This window comes from Polaromonas sp. CG_23.6 (assembly GCF_029892315.1).
In the GTDB taxonomy this organism is placed as follows: Bacteria; Pseudomonadota; Gammaproteobacteria; order Burkholderiales; family Burkholderiaceae_C; genus Polaromonas.
The window spans coordinates 3121452-3140605 of the sequence record NZ_JARXUY010000001.1; the positions used below are offsets into that span (position 1 = coordinate 3121452).

Genomic DNA, 19154 nt, shown 5'->3' on the forward strand with positions numbered 1-19154 from the left:
CTGTCACCCTGCGACAGGCAGCATGGATAAACCCCACCGCATGCGCAAAGTACTCTTTTCGCGCCCAATGGGGTATTGAGTGTGTCCCGGCTTGGGCGCTTGCAGCCGCTTTAGCACCTGACTGCCACATGTCACACACCCAACCGAACGCGCTTCCATTCATTGTTGAAAGAACACCCATGCGCATCCACGCCGATTTTTCATGCCGCGCCATCGTCACACCCGATCAGCACCAATGGGTGCCCTCGCCCATGGCCGGTGTCGAGCGCGTGATGCTGGACCGCGTGGGCGAAGAAAAAGCCCGCGCCACCAGCATCGTGCGCTACGCACCCGATTCACACTTTGCGCGCCACCTGCATCCCGGCGGTGAAGAAATCTTCGTGCTGTCTGGCACCTTTTCGGACGAGCATGGGCACTATCCGGCAGGCTGGTATTTGCGCAATCCACCCGGATCGTCCCACCAGCCTTTCAGCGTCCCCGGCGCCACCATCTTTGTCAAGCTGTGGCAGATGCAGCCAAGCGACAGCCACACCGTGCGCGTCGACACGAACGACCCCGCGGCTTGGAAGCACCAGGAAGGGCGAGAGGTCTGCCCGCTGTTCTCAAGCGACATCGAACAGGTCTGCCTGCAACGCCTTGGGCCTGGCCAAAACGTGTTCGCCGAATCCGCCAACAGCGCTGAACTGCTGGTGCTGGACGGCAGCGTGGCAATGGCTGGCCAAACCTGCGCGCCCAGAAGCTGGATACGCCTGCCCGAGGGCGACCCTTCAAAAATCGCGGCCAACGCACAGGGCGCTACCGTTTACCTCAAGACCGGTCACTTGGTCCGCATGACTGAGACGGCATGAACCTGCAGACAACGCGCATCGCCATCGTCGGTGCAGGCTTGAGCGGCCTGTATGCCGCCTATTTGCTAGAGCAGCAAGGCATCAAGGACTATGTGCTGCTGGAAGCTCGAGACACCCTGGGCGGGCGTATTGCGTCCGTTGCGGCTTCGGGACCACTGGCAACCGGGACAGCGACAAGTGCAGCCAGAATCGACCTTATTGACCTTATTGACCGTATTGACCTGGGGCCAGCCTGGTTTTGGCCCGGCTACCAGCCCCAGCTGGGGCGCCTGGTTGATGAATTGAACCTGGCGAGCTTTGAGCAACATGAGGTCGGCGACACGGTGATGGAGCGTTCGCCCCACGAGCCGCCTGCGCGGGTGCGCGGTTATGCCAATTCGCCTGCCTCGATGCGCCTGACAGGCGGCATGGGCGCGTTGACCGACGCGCTGCACCGCCGCCTGGACGCCACGCGAATTCACACCGGGCAAGCGGTGCGCCGCCTGCGCAGCACGGCGCAGCATGTGGAGCTGGACAGCCAAGACGTGACTGACGCGCAAGGCCAAACAACCACTTGGCGTGCAGAACACGTGTTGCTGGCGCTGCCGCCGCGCCTGCTGGAAAGCAGTATTGAATTCGTGCCTGCCCTGCCGCCAGCGCTGGCCCGGCAATGGCGCGCAACCGCCACCTGGATGGCGCCCCATGCCAAGTACATCGCCACTTATGACACCCCGTTCTGGCGCGAACAAGGCTTGTCCGGCGAGGCCAGAAGCGCACGCGGGCCACTGGGTGAGATTCACGATGCGTCCATGCCGGGCGGCAGCGCTGCCCTGTTCGGCTTTTTTGGCGTCCCTTCGCACGTCCGCCAAAGCTTGCCCGAGGCCGGACTGAAGGCGCATTGCCGCGACCAGCTCGTACGCCTGTTCGGCAGCCAGGCGGCCACGCCCAAGGCCGAATTCATCAAGGATTGGGCACTGGACCCGTTCACCGCCACCGCTGCCGATTTGGAAGGCACGGGCCAACACGCCCAAGCGCCCGCCGCTACTGCCACGTCTGGCCCGTGGGCAGGGCGCCTGACCGGCATCGCCAGCGAATGGTCGCCGCAGTTTGCGGGGTATGTGGCTGGGGCCGTTGAGGCAGCGGGCTTGGGCGTGGAGGGATTGCGTCCATTGGCTGCGTGATGCAACGAGGAAGGCGATGCCCCTGCCCTTGCGAAGACGACAAGGGCCGGGCGAGTCACGCAGTTGACCCTTGAGACAGTGCAGTCCTTGCAGAATGTGACAGCAGCCAACCAGCGGCGCCGCACGGGCCGCATACTCCCAACGCCAAGAGACCCCCATGAAATTTGACGACGTCATCCGGCAGCGCCGCAGTATTCGCGGCTACCTGAACAAGCCCGTGCCCAAGGCGCTCATCCGCGAGGTGCTGGAACTGGCCATGCGCGCCCCCACCTCGCTCAACACCCAGCCCTGGAATTTTTACGTGGTCACCGGCGAGGTGCTGGACCGCATTCGCGCAGGCAACGTGGAGCGCAATCTGGCAGGCGTGCCCGATTCACGCGAGTTTCGCCTGGGGCCGAATTACGCAGGCCCGCACCGCGAACGACAGATTGGCGTTGCCAAGCAACTGTTCGCCGCCATGGGCATTGAGCGCGAGAACAAGGAAAAACGGCAGGACTGGGTGCTGCGCGGCTTTCGCCAGTTCGACGCACCTGTCTCGATCGTGGTGACATACGACCGCGCCATTCAGGGCAGCGACATTGCGCCCTTCGACTGCGGCGGCGTGGTCAACTGCATCGTCAATGCCGCCTGGGCGCGTGGCCTGGGCTGCGTGATCAACAGCCAGGGCATCATGCAGTCGCCCGTGGTGCGAGCTGAGGCCGGCATTCCCGACGACCAGGTGATTCAGACCTGCATCGCCATGGGCTGGCCCGACGAGAGCTTTCCGGCCAACGCCGTGGTCTCGCAGCGCAAGCCGGTGGATGAAGCGGCGACGTTTCTGGGGTTTGGAGATTGAGTCAGTGAGTAAAGCAGCACGACAGCACGACTATCGGGTCCTGCCAAAACGCCGACGGATGAACAATAGCGATCGCTCTGGAACCAGACAAGTCATATTTTTTGACGTAACGTTGCAACCCTAAAACCCGCATACTTCGAATCGCGCGCTTCAAAGCAAATCCCATGTCTGATTCCCCCCGCCAGCCAGTCCCCACCTCCCCCGGTTCGCGGCGTCTGCCCGCCGCCATCTGGGCGCTGGGCTTTGTCAGCCTCTTGATGGACATTTCTTCCGAGATGATCCACAGCCTGCTGCCGGTCTTCATGGTCACGGTGCTGGGCACCAGCATGTGGGCTGTCGGGATGATCGAAGGCGCGGCAGAAGCCACGGCCCTCATCGTCAAGGTGTTTTCTGGCGTTCTCAGCGACTACTGGGGCAAGCGAAAGCCGCTGGCGGTGCTGGGCTATGGACTGGGCGCGGCGTCCAAACCGCTGTTTGCGCTGGCATCCACGACCGGCCTGGTGCTGGCTGCGCGTTTGATTGACCGCGTCGGCAAGGGCATTCGCGGCGCGCCACGCGATGCGCTGGTGGCCGACCTGGCACCGCCCGGCATGCGCGGCGCGGCGTTCGGCCTGCGCCAGTCGCTCGACACCGTGGGCGCCTTCGTCGGCCCGCTGATCGCCATGGGCCTGATGCTGCTCTGGGCAAATGACTTCCGGGCGATTTTCTGGGTGGCGATGGTGCCAGGCTTCATGGCGGTGGCGCTGCTGCTGTTCGGCGTGCAAGAGCCGGAGCGTGTGCGCCTGCCCAACGAGGCGGCGCGCGTCAACCCGATCAGCCAGGCCAACTTGCGCCGGCTGAGCGCGCCGTACTGGCGCGTGGTCGCCATTGGCGCGGTGTTCACGCTGGCGCGTTTCAGCGAGGCGTTTTTACTGCTGCGTGCGCTGCAGGGCGGCTTGCCGGTGGCGTACACGCCGCTGGTGCTGATCGGCATGAACATCGTCTATGCCCTGGGTGCCTATCCCTTTGGCAAGCTGTCGGACGCCGTCAGCCACCGCGCGCTGCTGGCATGGGGCCTGGTGGTGCTGATCGCTGCTGACGCCCTGCTGGCGTCAGGCAGCAGCCTCATCTGGATCGCAGCCGGCATTTTGCTGTGGGGTCTGCACATGGCGATGACCCAGGGCTTGCTCGCCACCATGGTGGCCGATACGGCGCCACCCGACCTGCGCGGCACGGCCTTTGGTTTTTTCAATTTGATGAGCGGGCTGGCGATGCTGCTGGCCAGCACCGTGGCCGGCGTGCTGTGGGACCAGCTGGGCGCGCCGGCCACGTTTGCGGCAGGCGCTTTTTTCAGCCTGGCGGCGCTGGGATTGTTGTGGCACTGGCGCGGCATGACGCCATGACAGTGCTCCTTTAAAGATAGCTACCAGCGCCCTTGCCACCTGCGGAAATGGCCTTTTTTGTCTAAATATCAGTTGCCAGCGCGGCGCAACTGGCTCACACGCGCAGCAATCGCGTCGGTATCCAGCGCATCGTCGGCATGCGCCAGGTAGGTTTCCAGGTCGGCCACCGCTGAACCCACGTCGCCCTGCGCCGCCCAGGCCAGGCCCCGGTCGCGGTATTCGGTCCAGGCGTCGGGCTGCAGCACGATGAGCCGGTCCTGCACGGCAATCAGGCGGGGCCAGTCTTCCTGGGTTTTGTGGATGTCCTGCAGGTTGCGCAGCATGCGGGCAATGATCTCGCGCGGCGGCGCTGACTGCAGGTACAGCCCCATCGGCACTTCAAACTCTTCGCTGACAGGGCTGCGCTGGCGAAAAGGCTCCAGCCGCTCGGCCAGCTCCTCGCGGCTCAGCGACTGGCCATTGAACGGGTCGATCACCACCTGGCCCTTGGGCAGGTTGACCTTGACCATGAAATGCCCCGGAAAAGCCACGCCACGCGCGTTCAGCCCTAGGCCAACGGCCAGTTCCAGCCACAGCACGGCCAGCGTGATCGGGATGCCGCGCCGGGTGCGCAGCACGGTGTTCAGGTAGCTGTTGTCGGGGTCGTAGTAGTCGTTGATGTTGCCGCCAAAGCCCAGGTCGCGGAAAAAGAACTGGTTCAGCGCGCGCAGGCGCTGCAGTTCGGGGGCATCAAGGGGCAGCCGGCGCTTGAGGCGGGCCAGCAACTGGTCCACATCGCCCAGCACCTGCTCGACGTCCAGGTCGGGGTATTCATCCTGCGCCAGGCTGACGGCGGTTTCCAGCAAGGGAAAATGCGCATCGCTTTGCACCAGGCTGGAAAAGTATTGAAGCGGCGACGGAACGGCGAAATTTAATGGCATGGCACTACTTTCTCACAAACCGAACCCCGGTGTGTATTGGTAAATATACCGCTGCTTGCGGTGCTTCAAGTGCAAACCAACCGATAGGCTGCGTCAGCGTTTAAGCAATTTTCGCAGGTTCAGGCCCGACACCCGGAGGACTATGAAATATATAGCGCCTGATGCAGTCAGGACAAGCGCAAGCAGCCCGATTCGCTGAAAGTATTGGTGCTTCAGGCCGATCCAGTTCACACCCTCGGCAGCCCAGAGCAAAAACACCGCCAGCAGTGCGCTGGCTGAAAAAACCTGCAGGCCAAACAGCACCCAGCCCGGCGCCGGCGTGAAGCTGCCGCGCTTGATCAGCCCGACCAGCAGGCTCAGCGCATTGATCAGCGCGCCGATACCAATGGCCAGCGCCAGCCCGGCATGCTGAAAATACGGCACCAGCGCCAAATTCAGCAGTTGCGTAATGACCAGCACGACCACGGCAATCTTCACTGGCGTCTTGATGTTCTGGCTGGCATAAAAACCCGGGGCCAGCACCTTGATGGCCACCAGCCCGACCAGGCCGGCGCCGTAGCCCATCAGCGCAGTGGTGGTCTGCTGCACGTCACGGTCGGTGAACGCGCCGTAGTGATACAGCGTTGCCACCAGCGGTTCCGAGAACGTCAGCAGCGCCACCGCGCAGGGCACAGCCAGCAGCACGACGATGCGCAGCCCCCAGTCGAGCATGGCCGAGTATTTGACGTCGTCACCCTCACCCCTGGCCGCCGCCAGTTGCGGCGTCAGCACCACGCCGATGGCCACGCCCAGCATGGCGGTCGGGAACTCCATCAGCCGGTCGGCGTAGGTCAGCCAGCTGACACTGCCGGGCGTCAGGTGCGAGGCGATCTGGGTGTTGATCAGCAACGAGATTTGCGCAACGCTGACGCCCAGCAGGGCCGGCAACATCAGCTTGGCAATGTTCTTGCTGCCGGGCTCGGCCCAAGCCGTTCGCAGCGCCGACAGGCTGAAGCCGATTTTCGGCAGCAGCCCCAGCCTGAGCAACGCCGGCACCTGCACGCCAAGCTGTAGCACGCCGCCCAGCATCACGCCGACGCCCAGCGCATACACCGGCTCGATGCCCAGCGACTTGAACCACGGCGCGCCCAGCCAGGCCGCGCCAATCATGGACACGTTGAGCAGCACCGGCGTGGCAGCTGGAACGGCAAAACGCCGCCAGGTGTTAAGCACACCGGACGACAGCGCCACCAGCGACATGAAGGCGATGTACGGAAACATCCAGCGCGTCATGACCACGGCGGCGTCGTAGCCGCGCGGCGCCTGCTGCAAGCCGCTGGCCATGGCCCAGACCAGCAGTGGCGCAGCCGCCACGCCCAGCACGCAGGTCAGCAGCAGCACCCAGAACAGCAGCGTGGCAACGCGGTCGATCAGCAGCTTGGTGGCGGCTTCGCCATGCTGCGCCTTGTTCGCCGCCAGCACTGGCACGAAAGCCTGGCTGAATGCGCCTTCGGCAAACAGGCGGCGAAACAGGTTGGGAATGCGAAAGGCCACATTGAAGGCATCGGTCATGGCGCTGGCGCCAAAGCTGGAGGCAATCAGCAGTTCACGCACCAGGCCGGTGACGCGGGACAGCAAAGTGAACAGGGAGACGGTGGAGGCGGATTTGAAAAGTGACACCGCAGGAGTTTATGCGCTGCTTGCGCCAGCAACGTCCGAAAACAAATTTGTCGGGCGCAGTCCATGCCGGCACCGGCCCGGCGCAAGTATTATCAAATGGGTGTTTCCCCTGTGGCGAACCATGCCGCAACGGAGTCCACTTCGTGTTTCGATGCATCCTGCACCCATACACCACGCAACATTCAGCGACCACATACATGATCCTTTCCTGCCCATCGCGCACATTGACGTCTCGATTCATGCCTCGCGCAGCCTTTGCCCCTTTCACTCCTGCGCGTCATGGCGTCAGTCTGGCCTGCGCTGCGTTTCTTGCCATCGCCCTGGCGCCTGTCAAGAGCCAAGCGCAGGAAAGCGCAAACCCCGCACTGCAGGAGGTGGTCGTCAGCGCCAGCCGGGCCGAGCAGCGCCGCTTTGATGCGCCGGGCGCCATTGACGCGGTACAGGTCGATCCGTTTCGCACCGCCTCCCCGCTGGTCAACCTGTCCGAACTGATGGGCAGCGTGCCCGGCCTGCAGATTCGGGACCGGCAGAACTTTGCGCAGGATTTGCAGGTGTCGGTGCGCGGTTTTGGCACGCGCTCGACCTTTGGCGTGCGCGGCGTGCGCATCCTGGTCGACGGCATTCCGGCGACCATGCCCGATGGCCAGGGCCAGGCGGCCACCGCCAGCCTGACCTCGGCCAAGCGCATCGAACTGCTGCGCGGGCCGCTGGCCCAGCTGTATGGCAACGCAGCGGGCGGCGTGCTGCAGGTGTTCACCAAAGACCCGCCGGTGACGCCGGACAAGCCCGAATACAGCCTGTCCGCCGGTGCCGGCTCGGACGGCCAGCGCCGCATCGCCGCCGGCATTGCGGGCGGCAGCGACACGCTGGGCGGACTGCTGGATGCATCGCGCTACAGCACCGACGGTTTTCGCGACCACAGTGCGGCACGGCGCGAGCAGCTCAATGCCAAGGTCGTTGCCAAGCCGTCGGCGGACACCACCCTTACCGGCATCGTCAATCTGTTCCGCCAGCCACTGGCCGAAGACCCGCTGGGTCTGACGCGTTCGCAGTTCCAGCAAAACCCGCGCCAAGTGGTGCCGGGCGCCATCACCTTCAACACGCGCAAGACCATCGAGCAAGACCAGGCCGGGCTGGTGGTCGAGCACAAGCTGACCGCCAGCGACACGCTCAATGCGCGCCTGTACGGCGGCACGCGCAAGGTGGACCAGAAACTGGCCTTCCAGACCAATGGCGTAGTGAACCTGGACCGCAGCTACGGCGGCGTCGGCGCCAGCTGGACGCATGCCATGCAGGTCAACCAGTTGCCGGTGCGCTGGACGGTGGGCGTCGAAGCCGACCAGTTGCGCGAAACCCGCAAGGGCTTTGACAACCTCGCCGGCAACAACGGGGCGCTGCGCCGCAACGAAGACGACACCGCGCGCAACAACGATGTGTTTGGCCAGCTTGACTGGACCTTTTCGCCCGACTGGCAGGCGATTGCCGGCGTGCGCGCCAGCCGGGTGAAGTTCAGCGTCGATGACCGCTTCAACCCGGCGGCCAGCAGCACCAGCGGCAGCGTGGAATACCGCAACACGAGCCCGGTCATTGGCCTGGTCTGGCATGCCGCCGAAACCCTCAATGTGTACGCCAACCTGGGCACTGGATTCGAAACCCCGACGCTGGCCGAAAGCGCCTACCGTCCGGGCGGCGCACCCGGACCGAACTTTGCGCTGAAAGCCTCTAAAAGCACGCAGGGCGAAATAGGCGTCAAGCTGCGCAGCGGCCCGCACAGTTTTGACGCGGCGCTGTTTGAAGCCAGAAGCAAGGACGAAATCGTGTCGTCACTGTCGAGCGGCGGCCGGGCGATTTTTCAGAACGCCGACAAGACCACCCGGCGTGGCCTGGAAGCATCGTGGTCTGCCCACTGGACCGGCGGCCTGGATACGCGCCTGGCCTACACGTTGCTCGATGCACGCTTCGAGTCGGCCTATACCGGCGCGCAAGGTCCGGTGCCTGTCGGCAACCGCCTGCCCGGCGCCCCACGGCACAGCCTGTTTGCCGATGTGCAGGCCAGCATTACCGAATCGGTCAAGGCCGGACTGGAAACGCGCCTGGAAAGCAAAACGTATGTCAACGACCTGAACACCGACGCAGCGCCGGGTTACGCTGTCTTCAATGCGAGCCTGAGCCGCGAATTCCGCTTCAACGGCGCCAAGATGCTGCTGTACGGCCGCATCGATAACCTGCTTGACAAGACCTATGCCGGATCGGTGATCGTCAATGACAACAACGCGCGTTATTTTGAAGCGGCGGCTGGCCGGCGTCTGTTTGTCGGCGTTCGCAGCAAGTTTTAGACCCGCTTATTTTTGATACTGTTGCTGGAATTCTGTGAGAACGATGATCACATTAAAGTATTCGTCTGCCATGCTGAGTGTCTAAAACATCTCCGCAGCAACACTGACGCAAAAGGGAGCAAACCAGATCAACGTCGATGCTGGTTTGATGCCAACAGTCAAGTTCGTCCATACATAACGCGCGCCTGCTTTGGGGACACAGGTTGCGCCGTCAACTCAGGATACAAAAACGCTAAAGAGGTGGTCACGTTCACTTCCGCTAGGGTGACCGTCGGGTTAATTTATTGTCAGGATGTACTCAGCCAGCGTCTTAGCGTCAGCCTCGGTGACTTGAAGCTGCGGTGGCATGGCCATCTGTCCCCAAACACCGCCTCCGCCAGCTCGGATTTTCTTGGCTAACATCTCAGCGGCACTGCCATCGCCCTTGTATTTGGCAGCCACTTCCTTCATCGACGGCCCTAGCCGTCTTTGATCAATGGCGTGGCAAGCCATGCAGTTGGATTTTTTAAACAATTCTTCGTTTGCGAAAGCCAATCCAGCGGAAAACAGGGCAGTAGAGGCCAATCCGACGGTTACACCTTTACGAATTGTCAATTTCATATTCATATTCATATTCACTTCATATAAAAAAGCTCTGAGAGACCTGCTGGCCCTGCAGCTGTTCTCATGGGACAGAAATTAATGGGTAAGCACCCTGGTACCCGGCCGCACTGGCATTCAACCGTGCGGCCGGGAACACATCAAATGGGCGTCATTCGGTAAATTTCACCCTCGTCCGTGGCGACGTACAAGTTTCCATCCGGTCCCTGAACCACAGAGCGGAAACGGCCCGCTGGCATAGGCAGGGACACGGTACTTCTTTTGGCCGACAAGCCGTCAGTGCTGATGTCCAGAATGTCAAGGCGGTTGCCGACCGGCGTGCCGTGAATACCGATGCCCATAAAGGACACAACCATCTTTCCGTCCCAGTTCTTCCATTGCTTGCCACTCAAGAACGTCCCTGAAGACATGCCCTGGGACAAGCCCTCGTTGTTCCAGGCGGGTTTCATCGCACTCGGATAGGCGCGAAGGTCGGTCATGGACATGAATGAGGATCGTTCTTTGGGGTCCATGGCACCCATCTGGTTGGGGCTGTAGCCGCAGTAATTGGCAGGACAATCTCCCCGACCATTTTTGTTTGGCCGCGGATCCCATCCGCCGTTTCCACCCGGCACCAGCGCCGTTACCTCATCCGAATGCCAAGGGCCATTTTCGGCTGTGAAGGGTTGGTTGGTTCCCGGACGGAATGTAATGCCTTGGGGATTGCGGTGCCCATAGGTATAAATGCGCGGATCGAATCCCTGCGGCGGGTTGTTCCCCGCTGCAGCCTTGCCTTCACGGTCGATGCGCAAGACCTTGCCACCGATGCGCGTCGGGCTCTGAGGCACTTCGCCGTTGTGAGTATCACCCGTGGTTACATAAAGAAACCCGTCGCTGGGGCCGAACCGCAGGCGCCCGCCATTGTGGGCACCTGGCCCACCGAAAGGAAGATCGCTTGCCGCTACCTTGTAAGGAATTCCGGTCACGATGTCCTTGCGGTCTGCCAGTCGACTCCCGTCGGCACTGACCGTAAAGCGCATGACGCGGTTGTCAGCGGGCGACGCCATGCTTGAAGTGGAATACACGTAAATGAAACGATTTGAAGCAAAGTCGGGGTCGACAGCGACACCGGCCATGCCCGCTTGGCCCTCGCAGAACAGGTCATTGGCCGTGGTGGCGTAGCCCTGCGCATCTTTCATCCCGAGCAGACGATTGACGGAGCCCGATGGCATCCGGGCCGACAAGCCTTTGCATTTCTCGGTAAAAAACATCGTCCCGTCAGGCAGGAAAGCCATATCCCACGGACTGCTCAACTTCGACAACACGGTGGTTGAGGATAAATTTGGCGCTTGTACCGGCCCTTGACCCAGTTGGGGTCCTGCCGCACAAGAAGCCAGAATGCCAGTACCTGCCAAGAGCATATAACTGGTAAGTCTTCCAAAACGCCCGGACGGCGTATGGTTTTTATTTTTGCGAATCCACTTATTCATTTTGTCTCCAATATAAAAGTAATTACCGCTTGAACAAGAACCCAGTCTCCAAAACATTTGTGCAGTCACCAAAAATTGGTTTTAACCTAACCATGGCCCCTTCGCTCCCCGGGTTTACTCTAGGTAAGGTTCCAACAACACAAAGTCAGGCGTTTTAGCGGCATGGTATTGCTCATTCGAGGCAATTGGCTTTCAATTCAGGCTTTTTGGAGACCATTTTGAAGTGGTAATGGAGAATTTTTCCCCTATTCACTGCGGCTCGCTTGTGTTGGGACGAACTCATGCCTGTGCGGCTGTCAGCTGGTGCCGGGCCATCCACAGGTCGGAGAGTGTTTTGAGTTCCAGCGTTTTTTCTTCAATCCCGGATTAGCGCATTTTCACAAACCTGAACTGGGGCTTGACCTTGGCCCGGATGCCAGCATTGCACCTCCCGATTTTGTCAATGAGCGCATCGACAGGATTGCCCGCCTTATCAAACTCTCGACGCTTGCCTGGACGCATGGCGATGCTCATGCGCGCATCAGGCGTGGCATCGGGCCGCTTGTCGGCACCTTGACACCCTCCATCGAAATAAACACCAGTTTCTTCTCCGTGCGCCGGCGCGTTGCCATCGGTGACGTCGGCCACATGATCGGCTGTGCCGCGCAGGGTGGGCCCTAGACCGTAGTCGGCATCTACGCAAATATGCGTCTTCCTCCCGAAGTGCCACTGGTTGACCTTCTGGCTCGAACGCATCTCCGCGCCACGCTTGCCCGGTTCGGCCCCTGGCGAAATACGGCACGATCAGCGCGTCCCAGGGAGAACATGCTGCATCTGCTCCAGGAACTCGAGCTTGCGCGTTCTTTTAACGTTCAGTTTCAGTTCAAGGCTTGTTTGTCTCATGACAAGAAAAGATGCTACTGAGCGCTTACAGCCACCCGACAAAGGACGGGGTTTTGCTGTGTGTCCCTCAATGAATACCGCCGGGCGCTGTGTGACGGCGTTGCAGCGTGCCAGAGGTGTCTGAGAGAATTTTGAAGGTGCCGACACTCTGGGTGGTTGTTGGTGCTCTAGTACAGACCTGGAAAAGCTTCGTCGTATAATCGGAGGCTTTGCTGCATCATCCACAGACTCCTCCCAGGATTAAAGGAAATTTATTATGGCAACCGCCAAACCCAAGAAAAAGAACCCCCGTCTCGCCTCCGGCCGCAAGCGCGTCCGCCAGGACGTCAAACTCAATGCCGCGAACACCTCGCTGCGCTCGAAATACCGCACTGCTGTCAAGAACGTCGAAAAAGCTGTTCTGGCCGGCGACAAAGACAAAGCCAAGGACTTGTTCGCCAAGGCCCAAAGCATTGTGGACACGATTTCCGACAAGGGCATCTTCCACAAGAACAAGGCCGCGCGCGACAAGAGCCGTCTGTCCGCCAAAGTGAAAGCCCTGGCCCTGAAGCCCGCCCCGGAAACCGCAACCGCCTGATCATTCAGGCAAATCGCCCGGACTGATTTTTCATAAAAGCCAGTCTGCCGTTTTGTCGGGTGCGCTGCAGCAAAAGTAAAAAACCGCCTTCGGGCGGTTTTTTTATGGGTGAACTTCTTTGATCGCTATAAAATTAGTAGCTGCTTAACCAAGAAACGCTTGCGCAAATAGGCTTTTTGACATCAAACCAGACAAGTTGAACCAACTGACGACTGACGGTTTAAGGCAAATGACGCTGCAATCGAAACTCAGCGTTCGGGCACATCAGGAATCAGGCAGGCCTCGACCAGTTGCAGACTGTTGTCCTTGGCAAAGTTGATGGCAAAGTCCCAGGCCATGGGTTCGGCGTCGCGCAGTTCGGCATTCACCACCACACATTTGATGCCGTTGACGACCGTCGGCACGCACCAGGGTGAATACGTCAGATGGCTGCCAGGTCGTGGACCGCCCGGGCGAAACTGGCTCATCACGCCGCACAGCCTGTCTGCCCAGTCACTGGGGCGGAAGGTTTTGCCATCAAGCGTGATGCCCTGAATAAAGACTTCTTTAGGGGAATTGGAGACCATCGGATGGAAGGTTTTTGTACGTGCCAGGGGTGAGGATAAACCCCATGCTGCGCCGCACAACAATTCTATCTTATATAAGACTCAGCCCTTATCCGGCAATCCCCAGCGCCTGTTGGGGCCACTCGCAGAGCGCATGACAGTGATGCGGCATGGTCACGAAAGCGTGTGAAGTCTGCGCCTAAAATAAACTTCAGACCCGCTCAATTTATCGCGGCCACCTTGTTGCTTGCCACTGTCCCGGAGTTTTCCCATGACCGCTGCCCTTCCCGATCACATCGAAGCCGCTTCCCCGCATGTGATGAACACCTACGGCCGCTTGCCGATTGCCCTCTCGCACGGCCAGGGCTGCCGCGTCTGGGATGTGAACGGCAAGTCATACCTCGATGCGCTGGGCGGCATTGCCGTCAATACCGTGGGCCATAACCACCCCAAGCTGGTGGCGGCATTGCGCGATCAGGTCGGAAAGATCATCCACAGCTCCAACTACTACCATGTGCCGCTGCAGGAAACGCTGGCGGCCAAGCTGGTGGAACTGTCAGGACTTGAAAACGTGTTTTTCTGCTCGACCGGACTGGAAGCGAACGAAGCCGCACTCAAGCTGGCACGCAAGTTCGGTCACGACAAGGGCGTTGAACGCCCGGAGATCGTGGTGTACGAAAAAGCCTTCCACGGCCGCAGCATCGCCACGCTGAGCGCCACCGGCAACCCGAAGGTTCAGGCCGGTTTTGGCCCGCTGGTCGAAGGATTCATTCGCGTGCCGATCAACAACATCGACGAACTGAAAGCGGCTACAGAAGGCAATCCGAATGTGGTGGCGGTGTTTTTTGAAGCCATTCAGGGCGAAGGCGGCGTTCACCCGATGAACAACGAGTATTTGCAACAGGTGCGCGCCCTGTGCGACGAACGCGACTGGCTGCTGATGATTGACGAAGTGCAATGTGGCATGGGCCGCACCGGCAAATGGTTTGCGCACCAGTGGGCCGGCATCAAGCCCGACGTCATGCCACTGGCCAAGGGGCTGGGTTCGGGCGTGCCGATTGGCGCGGTGGTGGCGGGCGCCAAGGCAGCGCATATTTTTGGCCCTGGCAACCACGGCACGACTTTTGGCGGCAATCCGCTGGCCATGCGTGCCGGCGTGGAAACCATTCGCATCATGGAAGAAGAAGGCCTGATGGCCAATGCGGTGATGGTGGGCGACCATTTGCGAACTGCGTTCACCCGCGAACTCGGCGATCTGCCGGGCTTCAAGGAAATTCGTGGTCTTGGCCTGATGCTCGGCATCGAACTGACAAAGCCTTGCGGCGTACTGGTTGGCCGTGCTGCCGAAAACGGCCTGCTGATCAGCGTTACCGCCGACACCGTGATCCGCATGGTGCCTTCGCTCATCATGACCATGGCCGAGGCCGATGAAGTCGTGGCGATCTTGTGTCCGCTGATCAAGCAACTGCTGCAGGAAGGTGCATGACCATGAGCATGTCCAGCCCCCCTACGCCTCTCAAGCATTACCTCCAGTTCAGCGACCTGAGCGCTGATGACTATGCCTACGTGTTCGCGCGTGCCGCGCTGATCAAGAAAAAATTCAAGGCCTACGAAAAGCACCAACCGCTGATCGACCGCACGCTGGTGATGATTTTCGAGAAAGCCTCGACCCGCACCCGCGTGAGTTTCGAGGCCGGCATGTACCAGCTGGGCGGCACGGTGGTGAACCTCACCACCGAAGGCAGCCAGCTGGGCCGCGCCGAACCGATCGAGGACAGCGCCAAGGTCATTAGCCGCATGGTCGACCTGGTGATGATCCGCACCTTCGAGCAAACCAAGATCGAGCGCTTTGCCGAGCATTCGCGGGTGCCTGTCATCAACGGCCTGACCAACGAATTTCACCCCTGCCAGATCCTGGCTGACATCTTCACCTACATCGAGCACCGGGGCTCGATCAAAGGCAAGACGGTGGCCTGGGTCGGCGACGGCAACAACATGGCCAACACCTGGCTGCAGGCCAGCGAAATCCTTGGCTTCAAGGTCCACCTGAGCACGCCCGGCGGATATGAAGTGGACCAGTCGATTGCCGGCATTCGCTCGACCGAAAGTTACCAGGTCTTCAAGGACCCGATGCAGGCCTGCCTTTGTGCCGACCTGGTGACCACCGACGTCTGGACCAGCATGGGCTACGAGGCAGAAAACGAAGCCCGCAAGGCAGCCTTTGCCGACTGGTGCGTGGACAGCGACATGATGCGCGCCGCACAGCCCGATGCGCTGTTCATGCACTGCCTGCCGGCGCACCGGGGCGAGGAGGTCGAAGCCGACGTAATCGACGGCCCGCAATCGGTGGTCTGGGACGAGGCGGAGAACCGCATGCATGTGCAGAAAGCCCTGATGGAATTCCTGCTGCTCGGACGCCTGTAGCAACGCAATAGCGTCGAGAATCCCGACGTCAACGCTCCGGCTTCATCCACAGCGGCTGGCGTTGCCCTTCAACGTTAACCGCTGCAGGGCGCTTTCCAGCCGTTGCGCAGCCGCCGCAACTGCTGCAAGCACCGCAACCGGGTTTTTCACCCAGCTTTTTTTGCAGCCGCCCCAGCCGGCGGCGCAGGCCGGCGGGCATCCAGTACCACAGCGCATAGGCAGCGGCAAAAGCCACCATGATTCCGGTAATCCATTGCTGCAGCATCTCAAACACCTCCCCATAACAACGTCAGCCGATAAGTGATCAAGCTGGCACCATAGGCCAGCCCGAACATGTAGCCCGCCATGAAAAAGGCGTACCGCCAACTGTTGGTCTCGCGCCGCACTGTGACCAGGGTCGAAATGCATTGCGGCGCAAACACATACCAGACCAGCAGCGACATGGCGGTAGCCAGCGACCAGGTCTGGGCAATCACTGGACCCAGCGCCGACGCCACGTCATTGCCCGTGGCCGACAGCGCATACACCGTGCCCAAGGCGCCGACTGCTACTTCGCGTGCAGCCAGACCCGGCACCAGCGCAATTGCAATCTGCCAGTTGAAACCGATGGGCGCAAAAATCACCTGCAGCGCATGGCCCAGGCGTCCGGCCAGGCTGTATTGGATGGCCGGGCCAACAGCACCCTCGGGCGGTGCCGGAAACGTGGACAAAAACCACAAGATCACGGTCAGTGCCAGGATGATGCCGCCAACGCGCTTTAAAAAAATCATCGCCCGTTCATGCAGACCCATGGCCAGTTGGCGCAGGCTGGGTACCCGGTAGGCGGGCAATTCCATGATCAGCGGCGTGGGCCGCGCATGGCCGCGCCAGAGATTGAACAGCGCCGCCACCGCCATGGCACTGACGATGCCGCCGACATAAAGCGCAAACATGACCAGCCCCTGCAGGTTGAAGATGCCCGCTACCGTGCGTTCAGGAATGAAGGCGCCAATCAAGAGCGCATACACCGGCAGGCGCGCCGAGCAGGTCATCAGCGGCGCAATCATGATGGTCACCAGCCGGTCGCGCCAGTGGGTAATCGTGCGCGTTGCCATCACGCCCGGAATCGCGCAGGCAAAGCTCGACAGTAGCGGAATGAAGGAGCGACCTGACAGGCCGACACTGCCCATCACGCGGTCCAGCAAAAAAGCCGCGCGCGGCAGATAGCCCGAATCCTCCAGCGCCAGGATAAAAAAGAACAGGATCAGGATCTGCGGCAAAAACACCAGCACGCCACCGGCCCCGGCCAGAATGCCATCGGCCAACAGGCTTTGCAGCACGCCTTCGGGCATGTGCGTGCGCAACAGGCCGGACAGGCCATCCATCGCCGACTTGATGGCGTCCATCGGCAGCGTGGCCCAGCTGAACACGGCCTGGAACATCAGGAACAGGATCACGCACAGCAGCAGCATGCCCCACAGCGGATGCAGCACCAGCCGGTCAATGGCGTCGTCGGCGTGCAGGCTGTCGGGCGGCGACTGCACCGCCAGCCGCATGATGCGGCGCACTTCGAGCTGGGTGTCCATGACCTGATCGAAAGTCGGGGCCTGCCAGGCGGGTACGCCATCAATTTTTCCGTTGGGCGCTGGCCAATCGTCCAGAAAGTGCAGCAGTTCATGCGCGCCATCGTGGCGCACACCCACCGTTTCAACCACCGGCATGCCCAGCTCGTGCGACAGCACGTTGCGGTCAATCACGATGCCGGCGCGGCGGGCGGCGTCGCTCATGTTCAGCGCCAGCACCATTGGCAGGCCCAGCACCCGTGCTTCCAGCACCAGGCGCAGGTTGAGTTGCAGGTTGGTTGCATCGGCGACGCACACCAGCCGGTCAGGCAAGGGCTCGCCAGGCCGCTGGCCGATGACGATGTCGCGAGTCACTGCTTCGTCGGCACTCAAGGCATTCAGGCTGTAGGCACCGGGCAGGTCGAGCACCATCACGCGGTGGCCCGACGCCGTCAGCACCTGGCCTTCCTTGCGCTCGACGGTGACGCCGGCATAGTTCGCCACCTTCTGGCGGCTACCAGTCAGCAAATTGAACAGTGCCGTCTTGCCGCAGTTGGGATTGCCCAGCAATGCCACCCGCAGTGGCTCACCCACCGCATTGACAGCGGCGGTCACGCGGCGCAGGCCGCAACAGCGGCCAGCGGGCCCACACGAATCAGCGCGGCCTCATGGCTCCGAAGGGCAAACGTCGTATGCCCCACCCTGACCGCCAGCGGATCGTTGCCCGGAAAACCACGCGCCATGACCTGCACCGGCTCGCCGGGCAGAAAACCGATTTCCAGCAGGCGCAGCAAGACTTCACGCTCCTCCTCATCGCCTGGCGGCATCAGCCTGAGCACCTGAGCGGGCAAGCGCTGCGGCCATTCATCGAGTCCGATGTCTGCCGTACCAGAGGATAAATGGGCCAGGGTCATGGTTGCCGCACTCTATTAAATGAAAATGATTCTCATTGTATAAGTAACAGATGGCATCGTGATGCCCGTCAGCCTGAATCACCTTGATGCAGATCATCCTGCCAAGCCGAAGCGCCGGCCTGATGGCGATCTGAAGCCGTCAAGGCCCTTCAGGAGAGTGCTTTGGCGGCATCAGCCCCGGCCGACAAATGGCATTTTCGTCGCCATGATGGTCATGAACTGGATGTTGGTGCTCAGCGGCAGCGCTGCCATGTGGACCACTGCATCGGCCACTTCGCTCGCGTCCATCATCGCTTCGATGGCGATCTCGCCATTCGCCTGCGGCACGCCGGTCGCCATGCGCGCCGACAACTCGGTCAGCGCATTGCCAATGTCGATCTGCCCGCAGGCGATGTTGTACTTGCGGCCGTCAAGCGAAATTGCCTTGGTCAAGCCCGTGATGGCATGCTTGGTTGACGTGTAAGGCGCCGAGTTGGGCCGGGGCGCATGCGCCGAAATCGAGCCGTTGTTGATGATGCGGCCGCCCTGCGGCAATTGATTTTTCATCATCCTGAAAGCGCCCTGCGCGCACAGGAAGGAACCGGTCAGGTTGATGTTCACAACGTTTTGCCACTGGTCGTACGTCAGGTCTTCAAAGCCGGCGCGTGGCGAATTGACGCCAGCATTGTTGAATAAAACGTCCAGGCGGCCAAATTTTTCCTTGATGGTGGAAAACAGCGCATCGACCGACTCGGGCTGGCTGACATCGGTGGCGACGGGCAGGATACGGTCGCGGCCAGCAGCCTTGGCAACCTCTTGCAGCAGCTCGATGCGGCGCCCGGCCAGCACCACGCGATAGCCTGCCGCCAGCAGCGCCAGCGCTACCGCCTTGCCGATGCCGGTTCCCGCGCCAGTCACGAGGGCCACTTTGTCGATTGAAGTCATGAAAAAACCTTTGTCTTTTATAAGTCAACGTGAAACAACGCAGCCCTGTGGCCGCACGAGCAAGGATTCTCGCCCATGCTTGTCAAAATGATGAATACGAAAAATCAGCCCATGGTGGTCGGCCAGCTGGCTATTTTT

17 protein-coding genes and 1 pseudogene are annotated in these 19154 nt (G+C 61.0%); 8 read left to right on the forward strand and 10 right to left on the reverse strand.

Going from position 1 to position 19154, the window contains the following annotated elements; genetic code table 11:
* Positions 1-179: 179 nt before the first annotated feature.
* From H4V98_RS14800 to H4V98_RS14815, 4 genes are all read left to right on the forward strand, one after another.
* Positions 180-848, forward strand: a complete 669-nt coding sequence (locus H4V98_RS14800; protein ID WP_196862244.1) for a cupin domain-containing protein — start codon at positions 180-182, stop codon at positions 846-848.
* Complete coding sequence (locus H4V98_RS14805; RefSeq protein WP_196862245.1) at positions 845-2008, forward strand: FAD-dependent oxidoreductase; 1164 nt, start codon at positions 845-847, stop codon at positions 2006-2008. The genes H4V98_RS14800 and H4V98_RS14805 overlap by 4 nt, the downstream gene beginning before the upstream one ends.
* A 157-nt stretch (positions 2009-2165) precedes the next feature.
* The gene (locus H4V98_RS14810; protein ID WP_196862246.1) at positions 2166-2843 is read left to right on the forward strand and encodes a nitroreductase; all 678 of its coding nucleotides are present in this window, start codon (positions 2166-2168) and stop codon (positions 2841-2843) included.
* Positions 2844-3007: 164 nt separating this feature from the next.
* Positions 3008-4225: an MFS transporter gene (locus H4V98_RS14815; RefSeq protein ID WP_196862247.1), complete on the forward strand. Its 1218-nt coding sequence runs from the start codon at positions 3008-3010 to the stop codon at positions 4223-4225.
* Positions 4226-4293: 68 nt separating this feature from the next.
* On the opposite strand, the gene H4V98_RS14820 is transcribed toward H4V98_RS14815, so the two are convergent.
* Together H4V98_RS14820 and murJ are read right to left on the reverse strand one after the other, a co-directional pair.
* Entirely contained in the window at positions 4294-5145 is an 852-nt protein-coding gene (locus H4V98_RS14820; RefSeq protein WP_196862248.1) for a tetratricopeptide repeat protein, read from the reverse strand.
* A 93-nt stretch (positions 5146-5238) separates the two neighbouring features.
* The gene (gene murJ, locus H4V98_RS14825) at positions 5239-6804 is read right to left on the reverse strand and encodes a murein biosynthesis integral membrane protein MurJ (protein WP_196862249.1); all 1566 of its coding nucleotides are present in this window, start codon (positions 6802-6804) and stop codon (positions 5239-5241) included.
* A gap of 239 nt (positions 6805-7043) precedes the next feature.
* Between murJ and H4V98_RS14830 the strand changes: the two genes are divergently transcribed.
* Complete coding sequence (locus H4V98_RS14830; protein WP_196862250.1) at positions 7044-9140, forward strand: TonB-dependent receptor; 2097 nt, start codon at positions 7044-7046, stop codon at positions 9138-9140.
* Between the two features lie 276 nt (positions 9141-9416).
* Here the strand turns inward: H4V98_RS14830 and H4V98_RS14835 are convergent, their stop codons facing one another.
* The 3 genes and pseudogenes from H4V98_RS14835 to H4V98_RS14845 all read right to left on the reverse strand — a co-directional run.
* On the reverse strand, positions 9417-9752 hold the full coding sequence (locus H4V98_RS14835; RefSeq protein ID WP_231374577.1) for a c-type cytochrome: 336 nt from the start codon (positions 9750-9752) through the stop codon (positions 9417-9419).
* A 128-nt stretch (positions 9753-9880) separates the two neighbouring features.
* Positions 9881-11209, reverse strand: a complete 1329-nt coding sequence (locus H4V98_RS14840) for a PQQ-dependent sugar dehydrogenase (RefSeq protein ID WP_231374578.1) — start codon at positions 11207-11209, stop codon at positions 9881-9883.
* A 279-nt stretch (positions 11210-11488) separates the two neighbouring features.
* A pseudogene (locus H4V98_RS14845) lies at positions 11489-11959 on the reverse strand (IS5/IS1182 family transposase); the annotation flags it as partial.
* A gap of 388 nt (positions 11960-12347) precedes the next feature.
* Here H4V98_RS14845 and rpsT point away from each other — a divergent pair.
* The gene (gene rpsT, locus H4V98_RS14850) at positions 12348-12668 is read left to right on the forward strand and encodes a 30S ribosomal protein S20 (protein WP_029525484.1); all 321 of its coding nucleotides are present in this window, start codon (positions 12348-12350) and stop codon (positions 12666-12668) included.
* Between the two features lie 248 nt (positions 12669-12916).
* Here the strand turns inward: rpsT and H4V98_RS14855 are convergent, their stop codons facing one another.
* The gene (locus H4V98_RS14855; protein WP_196862251.1) at positions 12917-13234 is read right to left on the reverse strand and encodes a DUF3579 domain-containing protein; all 318 of its coding nucleotides are present in this window, start codon (positions 13232-13234) and stop codon (positions 12917-12919) included.
* Between the two features lie 250 nt (positions 13235-13484).
* On the opposite strand from H4V98_RS14855, the gene H4V98_RS14860 reads away from it, so the two are divergent.
* Both H4V98_RS14860 and argF read left to right on the forward strand, forming a co-directional pair.
* Positions 13485-14699, forward strand: coding sequence for an aspartate aminotransferase family protein (locus tag H4V98_RS14860; RefSeq protein WP_196862252.1), 1215 nt, complete (start codon positions 13485-13487; stop codon positions 14697-14699).
* Between the two features lie 8 nt (positions 14700-14707).
* Positions 14708-15637 carry an ornithine carbamoyltransferase gene (gene argF / locus H4V98_RS14865; protein ID WP_196862447.1) on the forward strand — a complete coding sequence of 310 codons (930 nt, stop codon included), beginning with the start codon at positions 14708-14710 and terminating at the stop codon, positions 15635-15637.
* 28 nt (positions 15638-15665) lie between these two features.
* Here the strand turns inward: argF and H4V98_RS14870 are convergent, their stop codons facing one another.
* The 4 genes from H4V98_RS14870 to H4V98_RS14885 form a co-directional block, all read right to left on the reverse strand.
* On the reverse strand, positions 15666-15902 hold the full coding sequence (locus tag H4V98_RS14870; protein ID WP_196862253.1) for a hypothetical protein: 237 nt from the start codon (positions 15900-15902) through the stop codon (positions 15666-15668).
* Position 15903: 1 nt separating this feature from the next.
* Positions 15904-17793, reverse strand: coding sequence for a ferrous iron transporter B (locus H4V98_RS14875; RefSeq protein WP_196862254.1), 1890 nt, complete (start codon positions 17791-17793; stop codon positions 15904-15906).
* Positions 17790-18092 (reverse strand): FeoA family protein, encoded by a 303-nt coding sequence (locus H4V98_RS14880; RefSeq protein WP_196862255.1) that lies wholly within the window; start codon positions 18090-18092, stop codon positions 17790-17792. Before H4V98_RS14880 ends, H4V98_RS14875 begins: the two co-directional genes overlap by 4 nt.
* A 171-nt stretch (positions 18093-18263) precedes the next feature.
* Positions 18264-19016, reverse strand: a complete 753-nt coding sequence (locus H4V98_RS14885; protein WP_196862256.1) for an SDR family oxidoreductase — start codon at positions 19014-19016, stop codon at positions 18264-18266.
* Positions 19017-19154 lie beyond the last annotated feature (138 nt).

Bases quoted from the DNA above. Each gene is read 5' to 3' on its own strand.
- H4V98_RS14800 (WP_196862244.1), top strand. From the start codon at position 180: ATGCGCATCCACGCCGATTTTTCATGCCGCGCCATCGTCACACCCGAT.
- H4V98_RS14805 (WP_196862245.1), top strand. From the start codon at position 845: ATGAACCTGCAGACAACGCGCATCGCCATCGTCGGTGCAGGCTTGAGC.
- H4V98_RS14810 (WP_196862246.1), top strand. From the start codon at position 2,166: ATGAAATTTGACGACGTCATCCGGCAGCGCCGCAGTATTCGCGGCTAC.
- H4V98_RS14815 (WP_196862247.1), top strand. From the start codon at position 3,008: ATGTCTGATTCCCCCCGCCAGCCAGTCCCCACCTCCCCCGGTTCGCGG.
- H4V98_RS14820 (WP_196862248.1), bottom strand. From the start codon at position 5,145: ATGCCATTAAATTTCGCCGTTCCGTCGCCGCTTCAATACTTTTCCAGC.
- H4V98_RS14830 (WP_196862250.1), top strand. From the start codon at position 7,044: ATGCCTCGCGCAGCCTTTGCCCCTTTCACTCCTGCGCGTCATGGCGTC.
- H4V98_RS14835 (WP_231374577.1), bottom strand. From the start codon at position 9,752: ATGAATATGAATATGAAATTGACAATTCGTAAAGGTGTAACCGTCGGA.
- H4V98_RS14840 (WP_231374578.1), bottom strand. From the start codon at position 11,209: ATGAATAAGTGGATTCGCAAAAATAAAAACCATACGCCGTCCGGGCGT.
- rpsT (WP_029525484.1), top strand. From the start codon at position 12,348: ATGGCAACCGCCAAACCCAAGAAAAAGAACCCCCGTCTCGCCTCCGGC.
- H4V98_RS14855 (WP_196862251.1), bottom strand. From the start codon at position 13,234: ATGGTCTCCAATTCCCCTAAAGAAGTCTTTATTCAGGGCATCACGCTT.
- H4V98_RS14860 (WP_196862252.1), top strand. From the start codon at position 13,485: ATGACCGCTGCCCTTCCCGATCACATCGAAGCCGCTTCCCCGCATGTG.
- argF (WP_196862447.1), top strand. From the start codon at position 14,708: ATGTCCAGCCCCCCTACGCCTCTCAAGCATTACCTCCAGTTCAGCGAC.
- H4V98_RS14870 (WP_196862253.1), bottom strand. From the start codon at position 15,902: ATGCTGCAGCAATGGATTACCGGAATCATGGTGGCTTTTGCCGCTGCC.
- H4V98_RS14880 (WP_196862255.1), bottom strand. From the start codon at position 18,092: ATGACCCTGGCCCATTTATCCTCTGGTACGGCAGACATCGGACTCGAT.
- H4V98_RS14885 (WP_196862256.1), bottom strand. From the start codon at position 19,016: ATGACTTCAATCGACAAAGTGGCCCTCGTGACTGGCGCGGGAACCGGC.